Annotated in this window: 10 protein-coding genes, 1 other RNA gene and 2 pseudogenes; 8 read left to right on the top strand and 5 right to left on the bottom strand. The window is 62.8% G+C overall.

Annotation, left to right across the window (positions count from 1 at the left end):
* Window positions 1–79 precede the first annotated feature (79 nt).
* Both K6I40_RS13105 and ffs read left to right on the top strand, forming a co-directional pair.
* Window positions 80–2,347, top strand: coding sequence for a CDC48 family AAA ATPase (locus K6I40_RS13105; protein ID WP_222919490.1), 2,268 nt, complete (start codon window positions 80–82; stop codon window positions 2,345–2,347).
* A 308-nt stretch (window positions 2,348–2,655) separates the two neighbouring features.
* Window positions 2,656–2,967, top strand: an RNA gene (ffs, locus tag K6I40_RS13110) — signal recognition particle sRNA.
* A 654-nt stretch (window positions 2,968–3,621) separates the two neighbouring features.
* Here the strand turns inward: ffs and K6I40_RS13115 are convergent.
* The 3 genes from K6I40_RS13115 to K6I40_RS13125 all read right to left on the bottom strand — a co-directional run bounded on the left by K6I40_RS13115 (window position 3,622) and on the right by K6I40_RS13125 (window position 5,155).
* Window positions 3,622–4,536 (bottom strand): mechanosensitive ion channel family protein, encoded by a 915-nt coding sequence (locus K6I40_RS13115; RefSeq protein WP_222919491.1) that lies wholly within the window; start codon window positions 4,534–4,536, stop codon window positions 3,622–3,624.
* Window positions 4,533–4,781: a YhbY family RNA-binding protein gene (locus K6I40_RS13120; RefSeq protein WP_222919492.1), complete on the bottom strand. Its 249-nt coding sequence runs from the start codon at window positions 4,779–4,781 to the stop codon at window positions 4,533–4,535. Before K6I40_RS13120 ends, K6I40_RS13115 begins: the two co-directional genes overlap by 4 nt.
* A gap of 95 nt (window positions 4,782–4,876) precedes the next feature.
* On the bottom strand, window positions 4,877–5,155 hold the full coding sequence (locus tag K6I40_RS13125) for a ribonuclease P protein component 4 (protein ID WP_222919493.1): 279 nt from the start codon (window positions 5,153–5,155) through the stop codon (window positions 4,877–4,879).
* Window positions 5,156–5,370: 215 nt separating this feature from the next.
* Between K6I40_RS13125 and K6I40_RS13130 the strand changes: the two genes are divergently transcribed.
* The 3 genes and pseudogenes from K6I40_RS13130 (at window position 5,371) to K6I40_RS13140 (ending at window position 9,972) form a co-directional block, all read left to right on the top strand.
* A complete protein-coding gene (locus K6I40_RS13130) occupies window positions 5,371–7,167 on the top strand; it encodes an ABC transporter substrate-binding protein (RefSeq protein WP_255682018.1) in 1,797 nt (598 codons plus the stop codon).
* A 5-nt stretch (window positions 7,168–7,172) separates the two neighbouring features.
* Window positions 7,173–8,035 (top strand): annotated as a pseudogene (locus K6I40_RS13135) (phosphatase PAP2 family protein).
* Between the two features lie 230 nt (window positions 8,036–8,265).
* Complete coding sequence (locus tag K6I40_RS13140) at window positions 8,266–9,972, top strand: ABC transporter substrate-binding protein (RefSeq protein ID WP_222919494.1); 1,707 nt, start codon at window positions 8,266–8,268, stop codon at window positions 9,970–9,972.
* Window positions 9,973–10,054: 82 nt separating this feature from the next.
* Here the strand turns inward: K6I40_RS13140 and K6I40_RS13145 are convergent.
* Window positions 10,055–10,452: pseudogene (locus K6I40_RS13145) on the bottom strand (hypothetical protein).
* Window positions 10,453–10,580: 128 nt separating this feature from the next.
* On the opposite strand from K6I40_RS13145, the gene K6I40_RS28415 reads away from it, so the two are divergent.
* On the top strand, window positions 10,581–11,735 hold the full coding sequence (locus tag K6I40_RS28415) for a hypothetical protein (protein ID WP_255682020.1): 1,155 nt from the start codon (window positions 10,581–10,583) through the stop codon (window positions 11,733–11,735).
* Between the two features lie 5 nt (window positions 11,736–11,740).
* Window positions 11,741–11,896 (top strand): hypothetical protein, encoded by a 156-nt coding sequence (locus K6I40_RS13160; RefSeq protein WP_222919495.1) that lies wholly within the window; start codon window positions 11,741–11,743, stop codon window positions 11,894–11,896.
* Between the two features lie 235 nt (window positions 11,897–12,131).
* On the opposite strand, the gene K6I40_RS13165 is transcribed toward K6I40_RS13160, so the two are convergent.
* A complete protein-coding gene (locus K6I40_RS13165) occupies window positions 12,132–12,887 on the bottom strand; it encodes a DUF2797 domain-containing protein (protein WP_222919496.1) in 756 nt (251 codons plus the stop codon).
* A gap of 213 nt (window positions 12,888–13,100) precedes the next feature.
* On the opposite strand from K6I40_RS13165, the gene K6I40_RS13170 reads away from it, so the two are divergent.
* Window positions 13,101–15,347 carry an alkaline phosphatase D family protein gene (locus K6I40_RS13170; RefSeq protein WP_222919497.1) on the top strand — a complete coding sequence of 749 codons (2,247 nt, stop codon included), beginning with the start codon at window positions 13,101–13,103 and terminating at the stop codon, window positions 15,345–15,347.
* The last annotated feature ends 15 nt before the right edge of the window (window positions 15,348–15,362 follow it).

The following is a 15,362-nucleotide window of genomic DNA, read 5'->3' on the forward strand; positions in this document are numbered from 1 at the left end:
TCCTGACTTCGTCGTTCACACGGTCGCTCGCGTCGGCGAGGGAATTCCAGACGACCGTTACGAAATCCAACATAAGACCATGCGACTCCGAGTGAAACCGCTCAAACGGAAGGACGCAGGCAGCGATCTGGCCGCGATCGATCGCGAAACGATGGCCGAACTCGGTGTCTCGAGCGGCGAGTTCGTCGCGATCGAGGGTCCAGACGGTCGCGTCGTCGCGCGCGTCTGGCCGGGCCGCAGCGAGGACACCGGTCGGGGAATCGTCCGCATCGACGGCCAGCTCCGGCAGGCCGCCGGCGTTCGGATCGACGACGCGGTCGACGTCGAGGCGGCCGACGTCGAACCCGCCGAGCGAGTCACGCTCGCACTGCCGGAGAACGTCCGCATTCAGGGTGACGTCGGTTCCTACCTCAAGGACAAGCTCTCCGAACGGGCCGTCAGCCCCGGCGATACGTTCTCACTGTCGCTCGGCTTCGGCCTCCTCTCGACGCGCTCCGGCCGGCGGCTGCCGGTCACCGTCATCGATACCGAACCGAGCGGCTCCGTCATCGTCGGCGGCGACACCGATGTCGAGGTGACCGAACGCGGCGGCGAAGAGCTCTCGGTCGAAGCGACCGGCCCGCTCGAGGGCGAGGGAGACGCCGACGGCCAGCCGCCGGACGTCACCTACGAGGATGTCGGCGGCTTAGACGACGAACTCGAGCAGGTCCGCGAGATGATCGAACTGCCGATGCGCCATCCCGAACTCTTCAGAGCGCTCGGCATCGAGCCGCCGAAGGGTGTCCTGCTCCACGGCCCGCCGGGCACCGGCAAGACGCTGATCGCCCGCGCGGTGGCCAACGAGATCGACGCTCACTTCCAGACGATCTCCGGGCCGGAGATCATGTCGAAGTACTACGGCGAGAGCGAAGAGCAGCTCCGCGAGGTGTTCGAGGAAGCGGCCGAAAACGAGCCATCGATCGTCTTCATCGACGAACTCGACTCCATCGCACCCAAGCGCGAGGATGTCCAGGGCGACGTCGAGCGCCGCGTCGTCGCCCAGCTCCTCTCGCTGATGGACGGCTTAGAGCAGCGCGGCGAGATCACCGTCATCGGGACGACCAACCGCGTCGACGCCATCGATCCTGCCTTGCGCCGTCCTGGCCGATTCGACCGCGAGATCGAGATCGGCGTCCCCGACGCCGCGGGCCGCGAGGAGATCCTGCAGATCCACACCCGCGGCATGCCGCTGGCCGAGGACGTCGACCTCGAGCGCTACGCCGAGAACACCCACGGCTTCGTCGGGGCCGACCTCGAGAACCTCGCGAAGGAGGCCGCGATGACCGCCATGCGGCGAGTGCGGCCCGAGCTCGACCTCGACGAAGACGAGATCGACGCCGAGGCGCTCGAGGCAATCGAGATCGGGGAGGCCGACTTCAAGAGCGCCCTTCGCGGGATCGAACCCTCCGCGATGCGCGAGGTCTTCGTCGAGGTCCCCGACATCAGCTGGGAGGACGTCGGCGGCCTCGAGGACGCCAAGGAACGCCTACGCGAGAGCGTCCAGTGGCCGATGGAACACGCAGACGCCTACGAGCGAGTCGCGCTCGAGCCCGCCAAGGGCATCCTGCTGCACGGGCCGCCAGGCACCGGGAAGACCCTGCTCGCGAAAGCGGTGGCCAACGAGTCCCAGTCGAACTTCATCTCGGTGAAGGGCCCTGAGCTCTTCGATAAGTACGTCGGCGAATCGGAGAAGGGCGTCCGCGAGGTCTTCAGCAAGGCCCGCGAGAACGCCCCGACGATCGTCTTCTTCGACGAGATCGACGCTATCGCGAGCGAGCGCGGCAGCGGCGTTGGCGACTCCAACGTCGGCGAGCGCGTCGTCTCCCAGCTGCTGACCGAACTCGACGGGCTCGAGGAACTCGAGGACGTCGTCGTCATCGCGGCCTCGAACCGGCCCGAACTGATCGATGATGCGCTCCTCCGGCCGGGCCGGCTCGACCGCCACGTCTCCGTCGGCGAACCCGACGAGGACGCCCGCCGCGAAATCTTCGAGATTCACACTCAGGACCGACCGCTGGCCGACGATGTCGATCTCGACGAGCTCGCGGCCAAGACGGAGAGCTACACCGGTGCGGACGTCGAGGCCGTCTGCCGCGAGGCCGCGACGATCGCCGTCCGCGAACACGTCCGCGCCGCGGCGACCGGCGAGGAGCGCGATGTCGACGAGATCGAACTGACGGCCGATCACTTCGAGCGAGCGCTCGCAGAGATTTCGCCCGAATCGGCCGCCGAGTTCGAATCCGGCCCACGGGCCGGCGACTTCGACGAGGTCTTCGAGGGTTCCGAGACCGAAACCGAGGCGGAGTAACCGATCGGTCCCGCCGACACGTTGCCGCTTCGCGGTCACCGTCGCCGGTTCCGTCGGCGTCGGGCCTATCAGTCCGTATCGAACAACGAGTGAACGGAATTCGTTCCGCTCGAGGTGAGTAGAGATGGGCGACGCCAGATCTGACGCCAATTTCGACCTCAAAGCACCGGCGCAATAAGAGATCGGTCGCCGCGAACGCAGCGATGGGCTCGAGAGCGCCGTCGTTCGCTTCCTCGTTCACGCCCGACCCGTGTGCTGTCCGGCGATCCGAGAGGCGAAAGGTCCTTAAGTCCCAGCCCCCAATAATGGGATGGACTAGGTCGGGCAGTTTGGCCCTGCTCATTACCCGCGCTATGGTCATTAGCGGGGACCGAACACCGCAGGCGTCCGGTCAGACCGACCGGGGCCTCGGGAGCCAACAGAGAAGCCTCGTCCGTCGGGGACAGCGGTCCGCGATGGCCGTCCGCAGGGACGACCCATCGCGGTTAGTCGGCGACAGCCCATCAGGCGCGGAAGCGAGCAGTGGACCGCCGGACACCTGTCGCTCGACGGGTTGCGGGGTGGAGAAGGCAACCGAGATTCCCCCGATCGGAACGTCGGGCAACTGCGGCCGTCCGCATTCATACACAAGGAAACTTTGTTCTGCGCGAGCGGCAGCGCTACGCGCCTTGCTCGCTCGACAAAATCCGCAAAAGAGCACTCCGCGCTCTTTTGGACTGGGCGATTCCGTCGGAATCGCTTGCAGTCGGCGCTTCGCGCCGACTGCTCGAGGGACCGAGGTCCCTCGCCGCTCAAGAAACGTGCTCTTCCGTAGAGTCACGCGGTTCTCACCGTTGTTCGAGCCGCGCTCTCGGCCATCGAACTCCTCGATCCTCGAGTCGTGTTCGATTCGGATCCTGTAACGCGGTTCTCCGTTTGTCAGGGGTTATATACGTTCTACCGATGCCAAAATGTATGTTGGTAGGTCTGTTGCAACTCCCTCTCGGCCCGATCGAACTGACCATTTATTTCGCGGCAGTGGCGATCGTACTCAGTATCGTCGGCAGGCGGATTTACCGGGATGCGAAAGCGCGAGGGAGTAACTGGGCGTGGCAGTGGGCCGTCGGCATCGTCTTCTTATTGCTCGCTGGGCTCGGTCCCGGGGTAATTGGAGTTCTCCTCTATGTCACAGTTCGAGGAGACTACACGAAATCGAGTCGAAATAACGAGCGGTGAGAAGACTGGCATGTAGCATGGCTACGACACGCCGTCTGGTCCTACCTCCTCCTTGCGGATTATTCGGCGGGCTGTACAACGCTTTGCCCGCTCTCGAGGTTGAAACCGCCCTCGAGGGTGCGGACGGGGTAGGGGATGTCGATCCCGTCCTCGTCGAAGCGCTGTTTGACTGCGGTGACGTACTCCCCGCGGGTTCGAACGAAGTCGGAACGGGAGGGGTTCGAGATCCAGAACCGGGACTGGAGGCCAACGTCGGAGTCGCCAAGTTCCGTCAGTCGGACCGAGGGCGCGGGGTCGTCCATGATGTCAGGGTGGCGCTCGGCTTCCTCGACGATGATCTCGGTCGCCCGTTCGATGTCGTCGTCGTAGCCGATCCCAAAGATGAACTTTAGCCGGAGTTTGTCGGCGTCAACGGGGTTCTTGAGTACGCCGTCGGTGAGTGCCGAGTTTGGCACGGTAAGCAGTTCGTTGTCGAACGTTCGCACGCGAGTTACTCGGAGACTGATGTCCTCGACGGTGCCTGAGTACGTGCCGTCGTCCCACTCGATCCAATCGCCGATGCGGAACGGCTTGTCGGTGTAGATGAAGACACCCGCGACGAAGTTCGAGATCACGTCCTGCATTGCGAGCCCGATCGCGAGCGCCCCGGCCGCCGCGATGCCGGCCATCGAGACGAGGAAGTTTCCGTAGTCGGCGAACCCGAAGGCGACCGCAACGGCACCGAACCCGATGCCGAACCGCGTCAGCATCAACAGCGGGTTCTGGGCGTGTTCGTCGATCCCGCGCGTATCGAACGTTCGCTTGACAAGCGGTAAGACGACCGCTCGGCCGACGACCCAGATCGCGACGAGCGCGATGGCGAACTTAACTGCGCTCTCCGCGGCAGCGGCCTGCGCGACGGTGAGTCCGAACTCATCGAGGCTACGACCGATCGGACCGAGGGCTTGCAACGGGACTATCCCGCCGCCGTTCATCGATGGACGACTGCCGTATGGCCGCGCGTATCGATTAGCTCGGCATTGACGCGCTCAGCGAGGTCCGCCGCTTTCTCCTCGGTCGAACTCCCTGCACGGGCAGCACGGAGGAATTTCACTTTCACGAGGTTCCGGCTCGAGAGTTGGTCGTCGAGTTCGTCGACGACCGAGTCGATACCGCTCTTCCCAACCCAGACGGTGACGTCGAGATCGTGTGCTTGTTGCTTGAGTTCCTGTTTATCCATGGACCCGAATAACGAACCAAGGCGCTTCAATCTTCCCGATTCGGAAGCTGATTGAAGACCCGGTCGAGAACACCGAACCCGGGGCGAAACGGCAATCACTCCTCATAGGGATACCGCGCGTGTGCACCGCAGTCACAGGTAATAACGACGTGGCCGTCCCGTACTCTCACACGGGCATTCTTTCCTGGGCGGAGGTATGTGTCACACCGGTCACAGGTAAACCGACGAAACTCCCGCGGCAGCGTCAGCCGGTTTCGCTCTGCGACCCGCCGGGCGAGCCGGACGTAGTATCGGGCCCGATCGTCCGAACCGTCCGCTGCCGCCGCTCGAGCAAGGCCGTGAAGTCGCTCGATCCGTTCGACAGCGACGTCCATGCCCACCTTTTCGTCGGTCGACCTATTGATGTTGCGCTCCGACGGTGTGATGGAGTCGACCGCGTTCGCTGGAGGCTGTCTGTTAGTCAATCCCACGTCAGAATACAGTTAAGAGGACTATGCTGCTGATTGAAAAGATTCTTTACCCTGCCACGTATTCGTTTGTAATACGCAATATGTTATATATCAAATGAGAAGAGGTGTTACATAACGGTATGAGTCGAAAGCCCTCCCCTAACGACGGCGTGAGCAGACGGTCGTTTCTGGCTGCCGGTGTAACCGGGGCGGCCCTCACGATGAGTGGCTGTATTGATCGTGTTCAGAGCGTCGTCGATCAGGACGGAGACGATCAATTCTCGCTGTCCATCACGACGGTTCCAGCAGACTCGGACCGACAAAACATCCGGATCGCCCGCCGGCTCGAGGCGAACCTCGAGAAGGTGGGTATCGATGTCTCGCTGGATATGCGGTCTCGGTCCGAGTTACTAGAGACCGTCTTGATCGACCACGACTTCGATTGCTACGTCGGACTCCATCCCGCCGACTACGACCCCGACTTCCTCTACGAGGCCCTCCACTCCACGTATGCGAGCGAAGCCGGTCGGCAGAACCCCTTCGGGTTCACCAATATGGCGTTCGATACGCATCTTGAGAACCAGCGGCAAACCGACGGTGACGAACGCAAACGACACGTCCAGTCCGTCCTAACGGGACTGGCACAGGCAAAACCGTTCGACCCGATCTGTATTCCCGAGGAACATCGCGTCGCCCGAGCGAATCGGTTCGACGGCTGGAGCGAGGGCCACCTCGCAACCCGCCACGGCTATCTGGGCCTCGAGCCCGAGGACGATGTCGACCGACTGCACGCGCTCGTGACCGACAGTCGGATGACCCGGAACCTCAATCCGCTTTCGGCGACGTTCCGGAACCGCGGGACGACCATCGATCTGCTCTACGACTCTCTGGGGACCGAACACGAGGGTGAAGTCAAACCATGGCTCGCCAAGTCGTGGGATTTCCCGGAGGAAACGATGGGTTCGGGCTCCGAGACAGCAGATGGAGAGACGATGCGGACGGCGACGGTCACACTTCGAGAGGAGTGTCAGTTCCACGACGGTGAACCCGTGACCGCCGAGGACGTCGCCTTCACCTATAAGTTCCTCAGCGATACGTCGTGGGGTCGGGCACCGGTCGCGTCACCGGCACCGCGGTACCGAGGGTATGCCGACGTGATCAAGGCAGTGACGGTCGACAGCGACCGCGAGCTCACGGTCACCGTGACGGGCGGCCAAGAGACTGTCAAGCGGGCGTTTACCGTACCGATTTTGCCCAGACACATCTGGCTCAAACTGATCGATAAGTACGCCACGGGCGATGATTTCACTGCACCGCAGGGACGGTGGACAGTCGTCTCCGGAAGCAATATCCCACCCGTCGGCAGCGGCCCGTTCCAATTCGACAGTCGATCCGAAGACGAGTCCCTCGTCCTCCAGCGCTTCGAGGACCACTTTACGCTTCGGGACGACGTCGAACTCCCCGAACCGACGGTCGAGGAAGTGCAGTTCACCGTCGATCCCGCGAGCAACTCGTCGATCACTCGAGTCGAAGACGGTGGGGCGGATGTCACGGCGACGATGCTCAGTGCACACTCGGTGCCAGCAATTCCCGACTCGTCGGAACTCGAGCAGCTCCGGTCCCCGTCGCGAACGTTCTATCATCTCGGATTCAACGTCCGAAACGCACCCTTCAGCAACCCCCACGTCCGCAGGGCGATCACGCAGTTACTGGACAAGGAGGCGATCGCGACGGACGTGTTCTACGGGAACGCAACGCCCGTCGCATCGCCGGTGACCGATGAGTGGGTTCCCGAGAGCCTCGGGTGGGATGGCGACGATCCAGTGACGCCGTTTGCCGGCACTGATGGCGACCTCAATGTCGACGCCGCAAAGGTGGCGTTCGAGCGAGCCGGGTTTCGATACGATGATAACGGGCGACTACTTGGAGGCTATTAGGAGCGATGCTCGCCGATGTGCTGATTCAACTCGTCGTCGTGATCGGGTTCCTTATCCCGATCTCGGTAGCACTCTTCATCGGCCGTGAGCGCCTCGTACAGACGCGGTCGGAGTGGCGAACCCGACTCAAAACGTCAGCACCGGCTATCGCCGTCTTGCTCGTCGTCTTGTTGATCAATCGCTTCGCCAGACAACGTGCACCGCGGCTCTCCCGAGAGATCGGATACCATCTCACTGCGAGTTTCTACAATATCGAGGGGAGTTTATCCTGATCTTCAAGTCAATCGCGACCCCAGAGACGACGGCGTATTTCACGACGATCTACGTCTACGGCTACGTCTTCCTGCTCATCTTCCCAGTTATCGCGTACTTTACACTGCCAGATACGCGACTGTTTCGTCGGTTGTTGGCAGCGTACGCGCTCAACTATGTGATCGGGCTCGTTCTCTATATCTTCGTTATCGCGTACGGCCCCCGAAACGTGATGCCCGCCGAAGTCGCAGAAAGGATGATTTTTGATACCAATCCACAGTATCAATATCTTACCCGCGAGGTCAACAGTAACACTAACGTCTTCCCGTCGCTTCACACCTCGCTCTCGGCGACCGTCGCGACGTTCGCAGCGATAACGCGCTCGGCGTTTCCGAAGTGGTTCCCAGTCGCAATCGTGCTGGCGGCCAGCGTCGCGATTTCGACGATGTTCCTCGGAATCCACTGGGGGATCGACGTGATCGCCGGAATGCTTCTCGCAGCCCTCAGTGTCATCCTCTCGGATCGACTCGTTGATCGCTGGTCCGTGTCCGAACTCCTCGACGAGCGACTCCAGCAGTTCGAGGACTGGATACCGTGGATGGAACGAAGCGAGTAACTGCGATGTCGTGCCGCCCAATAGACCGGGAACACGATTGATAGCCGCAACGACGTGGCTACGAATTGCCCTCTAGCAAGCGATCGGTAGCGCTCCTACAATCTGGGAGAGCGCAATACTGTTATATCATGGCTCTTCAACTATGATAAACGAACGAAATGAATAGGAGACGGGCCGCCCCGAATCGAGATAACCGCGGCGGTGATAGCGGAGCCCTCAGTCGTCGTGCCATGTTAGCAGCGACGGCCGGACTGACCGTCTCGAGCAGCGGCTGTCTCCGCCAGGTTCGGAACATCGTCAGGTCGGACGACATCAAGCAGCTCTCCGTGACGATCACGACGGTCCCGGCGGACGCGGACAGACAACCCGTTCGAATCGCCCGTCACCTCGAGGAGAACCTCGAGGCCGTCGGAGTCGACGTTTCCCTCGACATTCGATCCGACATCGAGTTCCGCCGAGCCGTATTGTACAACCACGAGTTCGATATCTGCATCGGACGTCATCCGGGCGGGACCGATCCCGACTTCCTCTACGAGGCGTTGTACTCGCGGTATATCGATGAATCGGGATGGCAGAACCCGTTCGGGTTCACCAACCAAAACATCGACGAACTCCTCAAGGACCAGCGCAACGCCGAGGGTGATGCGCGCCGCGAAGCCGTCACAGCAATGCTCGAGGAGATCGCGACCGAACAGCCGTTCGTTCCGATCTGTATCCCCGAGGAACACCGGGTCGTCAGGACGAATCGGCTCGACGGCTGGAAAGAAGGCCATCTCGCGACACGCCACGGCTATCTCGGTCTCGAGCCGGCTAACGGCGTCGATACGCTCCGAGTTGCCCACACTGACGCCAGGCTGACGGAGAACCTCAATCCGATCGCGACCGACTACCGTCATCGCGGAACGATCACCGATCTATTGTACGACTCGCTGGCGACCCAGAACGGCGACGGCGCTATCCAGCCGTGGCTCGCAGAATCGTGGGAATGGGATGGCCGGACGGTCGATGTCGTCCTCCGTGATGATTGCGAGTTCCACGACGGGGAGCCGTTGACCGCCGAGGATATTGACTTCACGTATCGGTTCCTCCAGGATACCTCGCTTGGTGATCACGACACGGCCTCGCCCGCACCACTGTACCGGGGACAGGTCGACGCCATCGAATCGATCAATATCCACCACGGCCACCGCATCGAACTCACGGTTGAAACGTCGCCGGCGGTCGGCGAACGCGCGCTTCTCGTTCCGATACTCCCCGCCCATCTCTGGCGTGATCGGGCGACCGACGTCATGGGACCCGGTAGCCCCAGCATTGCTCAAGGGACCACGGAGGCCGTCGTCACGAACAACATCCCGCCGATCGGTAGCGGCCCGTTCCAGTTCGACAGTCGGACCGAGGGGGCCCAACTGACGCTCGAGCGGTTCGATTCCCACTTCACACGTCGCCCGTCCGTCGATCTCCCGGAACCGACTGTCGACGAGTACTCCGTCGGAATCCACCCGAGCGGCGACACGGCGGCACAGGTTGTCGAAAACAGTGACGCCGACGTAACGAGTCTCCCGCTTGGCCCCACTGATATCGGCGGTGTCGACACGTCCGACGACGTACAGTTGCTCGAGTCGCCATCGTGGTCGTTTTACTGTCTTGGATTCAACACCCGCGACGCACCATTTAGCAACTACCGGTTCCGGCGGGTGATCGCACAGTTACTCGACAAGGAGTGGTTGATTGGCGAGATATTCCACGGCTACGCCAGCCCCGTCGCAACCCCCGTCACCGACGAGTGGGTACCCAAGAGCCTCGAGTGGGATGGTAGTGACCCCGAAACGCCGTTCATGGGCTCGGAGGGCGAGGTCGACGTCCGCGCAGCGAAGGCGGCGTTCAAAGCTGCCGGCTTCCGATACGACGACCACGGCCGGCTTCGGGTCAGACAGTAACAGGTCGATCTTCGTTCTCGAGACGCGTCGATAGCGCCGTCGCTGGTCGGCGTAAAAACGACAAAAACGAAGTGAACAGCCGTTAGTCCTCGAGCGCGTCGGCGATACGCTTCAGCGCGCGGGTCTGGTCGCGGAGTTCGTCGCGCATCTGTCGGACCTCGCGGACGAGTTCTTCGTTGCTCTCGTCCTGTCCGCCAGCGCTCGGGCCGCCGGCACCGGGACCACCAGGACCGGCACCGGGGCCGCCACCGCCGCCCATCATGCCGCCCATCATCTGCGCGAACGGGTTGCCGCCCATGCCACCGGGGCCGCCGGGGCCGCCACCGCCGCCGCCGCCGCCGAACGGACTCTCGGGGGCTCACCCTCGCCCTCGCCTTCCTCGGCTCGCTTCTCTCGGATTTCCTCGACGCGTTCGCGGAAGGATTTCTCCTCGCTTTCCTCGCCTGCGTCTCCGTCGGGGGATTCGTTTTCGTCCGTCATACTATCGGATTCCGTTGCGTGAGGGAAAAGGGTTGCCATGTTTCGGATACTCGTGCGACCGTCTCCCGTATTCACTCGGCGATCAATGCTTGCACAAAACCGACCCGAGAGGATCCGGTACCCATCGTATGGACGACGACCGATCCGACCGAGAACCGATCGTCAGCGAGGGGCCGTACGCGATCGTCAACGCGAGCGACGGCGAACGAGCGGACTACTGGCTCGTCTCGACGGACGATGACGGGATCGGCGACGCGGCTGACCACCAGCGCGGCGTCCCGATCGACGACACTTCGATCGCCGATCTCGACGCCGCCGTCTCGCGGCTTCGAGGACTGAAAACCGACGTCAAGGACGCGTCGGAGTCGGTCGAGCTCACCTGCCACGAGTGCGGCAAACGTGGACATACACCGGGTCGGACGAGCACGCGTCGTGTCCGAACTGCGAGACGGAGGTTCCCGCCGAGGGGATCGGTCCGTGAGTGTGTGATTGCACGGGTAACGACAGACCTTGAGGGCCATCGCCACCACGAGCACGAAGGCCGAACGATTGTGAGCGGCGGCGTCGAATCGAGACATCCGAGTCAGCATGGTTCAGAGGACACGAAAACGCGGCTACCGGTCGGTCTCCGAACGCCAACGGAGTGTACGATGACGCGGCCGACAAGACTGGAGACGATCGTCGGGATTGGAACGTCGGTGGCGACCGTCGGCGAGACGGGCGTCGTCGCCGGACCGACGGATTCAGCGGCCGTTCTTGAGACGGAGTGGGAGACCGATTACCCTCGCTGCGTGTATCAGCCGGACGGTGACGGCGGGTGGGACGTCACGATGCCGATCACCATGCATGTCGCCGTTCCGGGCGAGCAACGAGCGCTCACTGCGATCGAAGCCGAGTTTACGGGCCTCGAGAATCCGCGCTGGACGCGAGTCTTTCCCAACGCGGAGACCGTGGCGTGGGACAGCGACAGCGAGGAACTCGTCGCCCCGAACTACTCGGTTCGCCGGCCGCGGCTGGGCGACGAGTGGACTCACGTCCACATCTGGGAACTCGATGCGGACCAAGTGGCGATCCACGCACACCTAGACGTCATCGATCTAGAGTACGCGTATCTCCACCGCGGCGCTCACTACGACGTTGCCACGCGGCAGGTCCGAGAGCATCTCACCGCGAACGATTGGCGACGAGAAACGCCCTACAGCATCGAGTATGGCGTCGACGAGGAGAAACGGGCGACCTGGGGCCCGACGGGAGATACGAAACTCGAGTATGTCTCCGGCTGATCGGTATGGAGCGAAACGAAGTCCTCGATTGGCGAACGGTGACCGCAGGGAACCGTGAGCACAGCGAACCGCTGCGTGAACCCGTTCGAGGTCGTCGCGAACTCGTGAGTGACTGCTCGGAAGACCACTGCGTCTTCCGGTGGATGAGCGAACGAACGTAGTGAGTGAGCGGTAGCGCGGAACCCCGGTTCCGCGAGCAGTCGAACGGGTTCGAAGCACTCGTGAGACGACGGTGAAACCGTCTCACAGCGCCCGTGAGGAGAACTCGGTTGGGGTAGGTGTGGCATCGCCTTGTTGCCAGCATGAGTAGATCGCTCTCCTTGTCAGTCCACTGGGGACGGTCGAATACTCGTTTAACCGGTTCCCACTCTACCGAACGGAGATGATTACTAGTCGTTACTCGAACGATCCGAGTGACGACTGGAGATCCTGATCCGATGTGCCTGCCTCGAGGTCGTATCCAACCAGATCGCGCATGTCGACGGCGTAGGTCGTCCCGCCGTTTGCGAGGACCAGCAGCCGACCTTTGACGCCGACGACGGTTCCCGAGGCAATCGTCTCACGTACCGGGCGAGCCGCAAGCTCCATCCCGTAGTCGAGCTCGAACCGGTCGATGACGTCGAACGCCGTGAGGGCGGACTCCCAGGCGTCCTCGTCGATGTCGGCCGCGAGCGCGGCGACCTTCGGGCCGGTTCGAACACGGTCGACGAGCCGGGTCGCGATTTCGGCCTCAAGTTCGCGGGCGATCCGGCCGTTCGAGACAGTGTGGACGTGAGCCGCGCGGTCGGCCCCCTGCTCGCGCAGGCGGGTCTCGAGTCGCCGGTGTTTCGTGACGCCGACCTTGAACGTGTCCGGGGCGAAAGCCGCGATGTAGACGGCGTGTTCCTCGTAACAGTCCATCTCGTCTTTCAGGCAGGTGCCGGTACAGCGCGCACAGACCCACGTGCTCGTATGGTAGTCGCAGTAGGGGACCGACGGCCGGTTACAGGAGACGTGTTCGCCGTCATGGATGGTGCCAGCACAGTGGCGATCCTCGAGCGCGTACGCGAGGTCGTCGCCGGCCTCGAGCGGGCGGTGGTCGACATCGCCGCTGCCGTCGCTGATCAGCAGCGCCGATCCCCGTCCACTCGGTTCGTAGCCGACCAGTTGCACGCCGCCACCTTCGAGTCGGGCGCAAATAGACGTAGCGCTCTCGGGATATGGACGGGCTCCGTTCGTGTCTCGGCGTCAGGGATACGGTCCCTGTCGCTACTGTCGAATACATACCGATACGACGACGAAGTTGTTAATTCGTGTTGTAAACACTCCAATTTATATAAAATATACAAGATATTGTGCTAGTTCGGGGGTGTATCTATCGGAGATATGTCGGGTACACACTCCAACGGACGAGCGGATTCGACGACGAACGATCGGCGAACGTTTCTGCAGACGATCGGACTAGCCGCGGCGTCGACCGGTCTCGTCGGCACCGCGACCGCGGATCCCGAGTCAGGCGAATCGACGGTCAATGAACGTGATGCCGACAGAGACCTCGTCGCGCTCACGCACGGCGTCGCCGCGGGCGACGTCACGGCGACGACGGCGACGATCTGGGGACGTGCGGATGGCGACGCGACCATCCATATCGCGTACGGCCACGACGGGTCGTTCGACGATGTCGGCTACGATCGAACGACGGTCGACCCCGAGACCGACTACACCGGCCGCGTCCGACTCGAGTTCCTCGAGTCCGGGACCCGGTATCGGTACCACGTCTGGGCTACGCGGTCTGAGACGGCGTATCGAACACTGCGCGACGGAGACGACGGTAACGGCGCTCGAGGCCGAGACGGTGGACGGGAACCCGACTCGGACGGGGCAGGTAAAAACGGCCGCGGACCGCGCGAAGACGACTCTCTCGAGACGGGGCGCGGCCCCGGTGAGAATCCGGAACGCGGCGGTCAAGGCGGAAACGGGCCGGCCGACGGCGACGTTCCCGACGATCTGATCCCCAATGTGGTCGAAAGCGGGACCTTCGTCACCGCACCGGCCCCTGACGACGAAGCGAGCGTCACCTTCGCCTGGAGCGGCGACACGTGGGGCTACGGTGACGATCCTATCGAGCCGCCGTTCCCGGGATTGCGGACGATCGCGGAGCGCGAGCCGGACTTCTTCCTGTATCACGGCGACACGATCTACGCTGACGCGCAGACGCCGGCCGGGAAGATCACTGAGGATACGCCGATCGACGACGCCCTCGAGATCTATCGGGACAAGTACAAGGAGATGCGCGATCCGCCAGAAGCGGTCGCAGAGCGGACGAATTTGCGGGAATTGCTCGAGACGACGTCGGTGTATACCGTCTGGGACGACCACGAGGTCATCAACAACTTCGCGGGGCCAATCGAGCCGCTGATGCCCGAGGGTCGGCGGGCCTTCCGCGAGTACTGGCCGCTCGACCGGGACGACGGGGCCGATCCCGGCGAGTCAAATCGGTTCTACGACTCGTTCCGCTGGGGGAAACACGTCGAGTTGTTCGTCATCGACACCCGCCAGTACCGCGATCCGAACGTCGAACTCGACTCGAAGACGCTGCTCGGCGAGGAGCAACTCGAGTGGCTGAAAGGTGCGCTCGCCGGCTCCGACGCGACCTGGAAGGTCCTCGCCTCGCCGGCCCCGCTTGGCTATCCGTCGGACTCGTGGGCGACGCCGGCCGATCGAACCGGCTACGAGGCGGAACTGCTCGAGGTCGTCGAGCACGTCCGGACGGAACCGGTCTCGAACCTGGTCGTCGTCGCCGGCGATGTTCACAAGTCGGTCGTGGGCGCGTTCGATCCGGACGACGACGGCGAGTTCGAGTTCTTTGAGGCCATCGCTGGACCACTGGGCGCGCCGGCGGGCGAACCCGACGACCTCTATCCGGCGCTGAACCCGACGGAGTTCTTCGCTAAGGGCGAGTACGCCAACTTCGGCACCGTCGATGTCGACGAATCGGGTGAGACCCTGACGATCGGCATCTACGACGAACAGGGAACTGAACAGTTCACGAAGACGATTCACGCTGACGATATCGACGCCGGTACCGGTCCCGAGTCGGTCGACCGCGTCGAGAGCACGTTTGACGAGGACGGCGACGGCTGGCTCATCTCGCAGAACGGAGGGAGCAATCATCCGGTCTACCGCGAGAGCGGCGGCAACTCCGGCGGCCACGTCAGCGACGAGGAAAATCAGGGCGGAGTCGCTTGGTACTATCAAGCGCCGTTCAAGTTCCTCGGCGACCGCGAGGAGTTCTACGGCGGTTCCCTCTCCTTCGACGTTCGGCAGGTCCAGATCGACCGCCAGTTCGACGCCGAACCGGTCGAAGGCGGTGACGTTCTGCTCGCAAACGGTGACACGAAACTCGTCTACGAGTTCCGCGGCCCCGAGAGCACGCCGGGCGAGGAGTGGACCGACTTCGAGGTGCCGCTTTCGGCCGACGCGACCTGGATCAATCTGACGAGCCAAGAGCTACTTGCCACCGAAGAGCGGCTCCGAGAGGTCCTTGGTAATCTCGAGGCCCTCCGAATTCGCGGCGAGTACCGGTCAGGCGACGACACGAGCTACCTTGACAACGTCGTCCTCTCGAGATAGCGCGACACTGCACTC

Source organism: Natrinema sp. SYSU A 869 (assembly GCF_019879105.1).
Classification (GTDB): Archaea; Halobacteriota; Halobacteria; order Halobacteriales; family Natrialbaceae; genus Natrinema.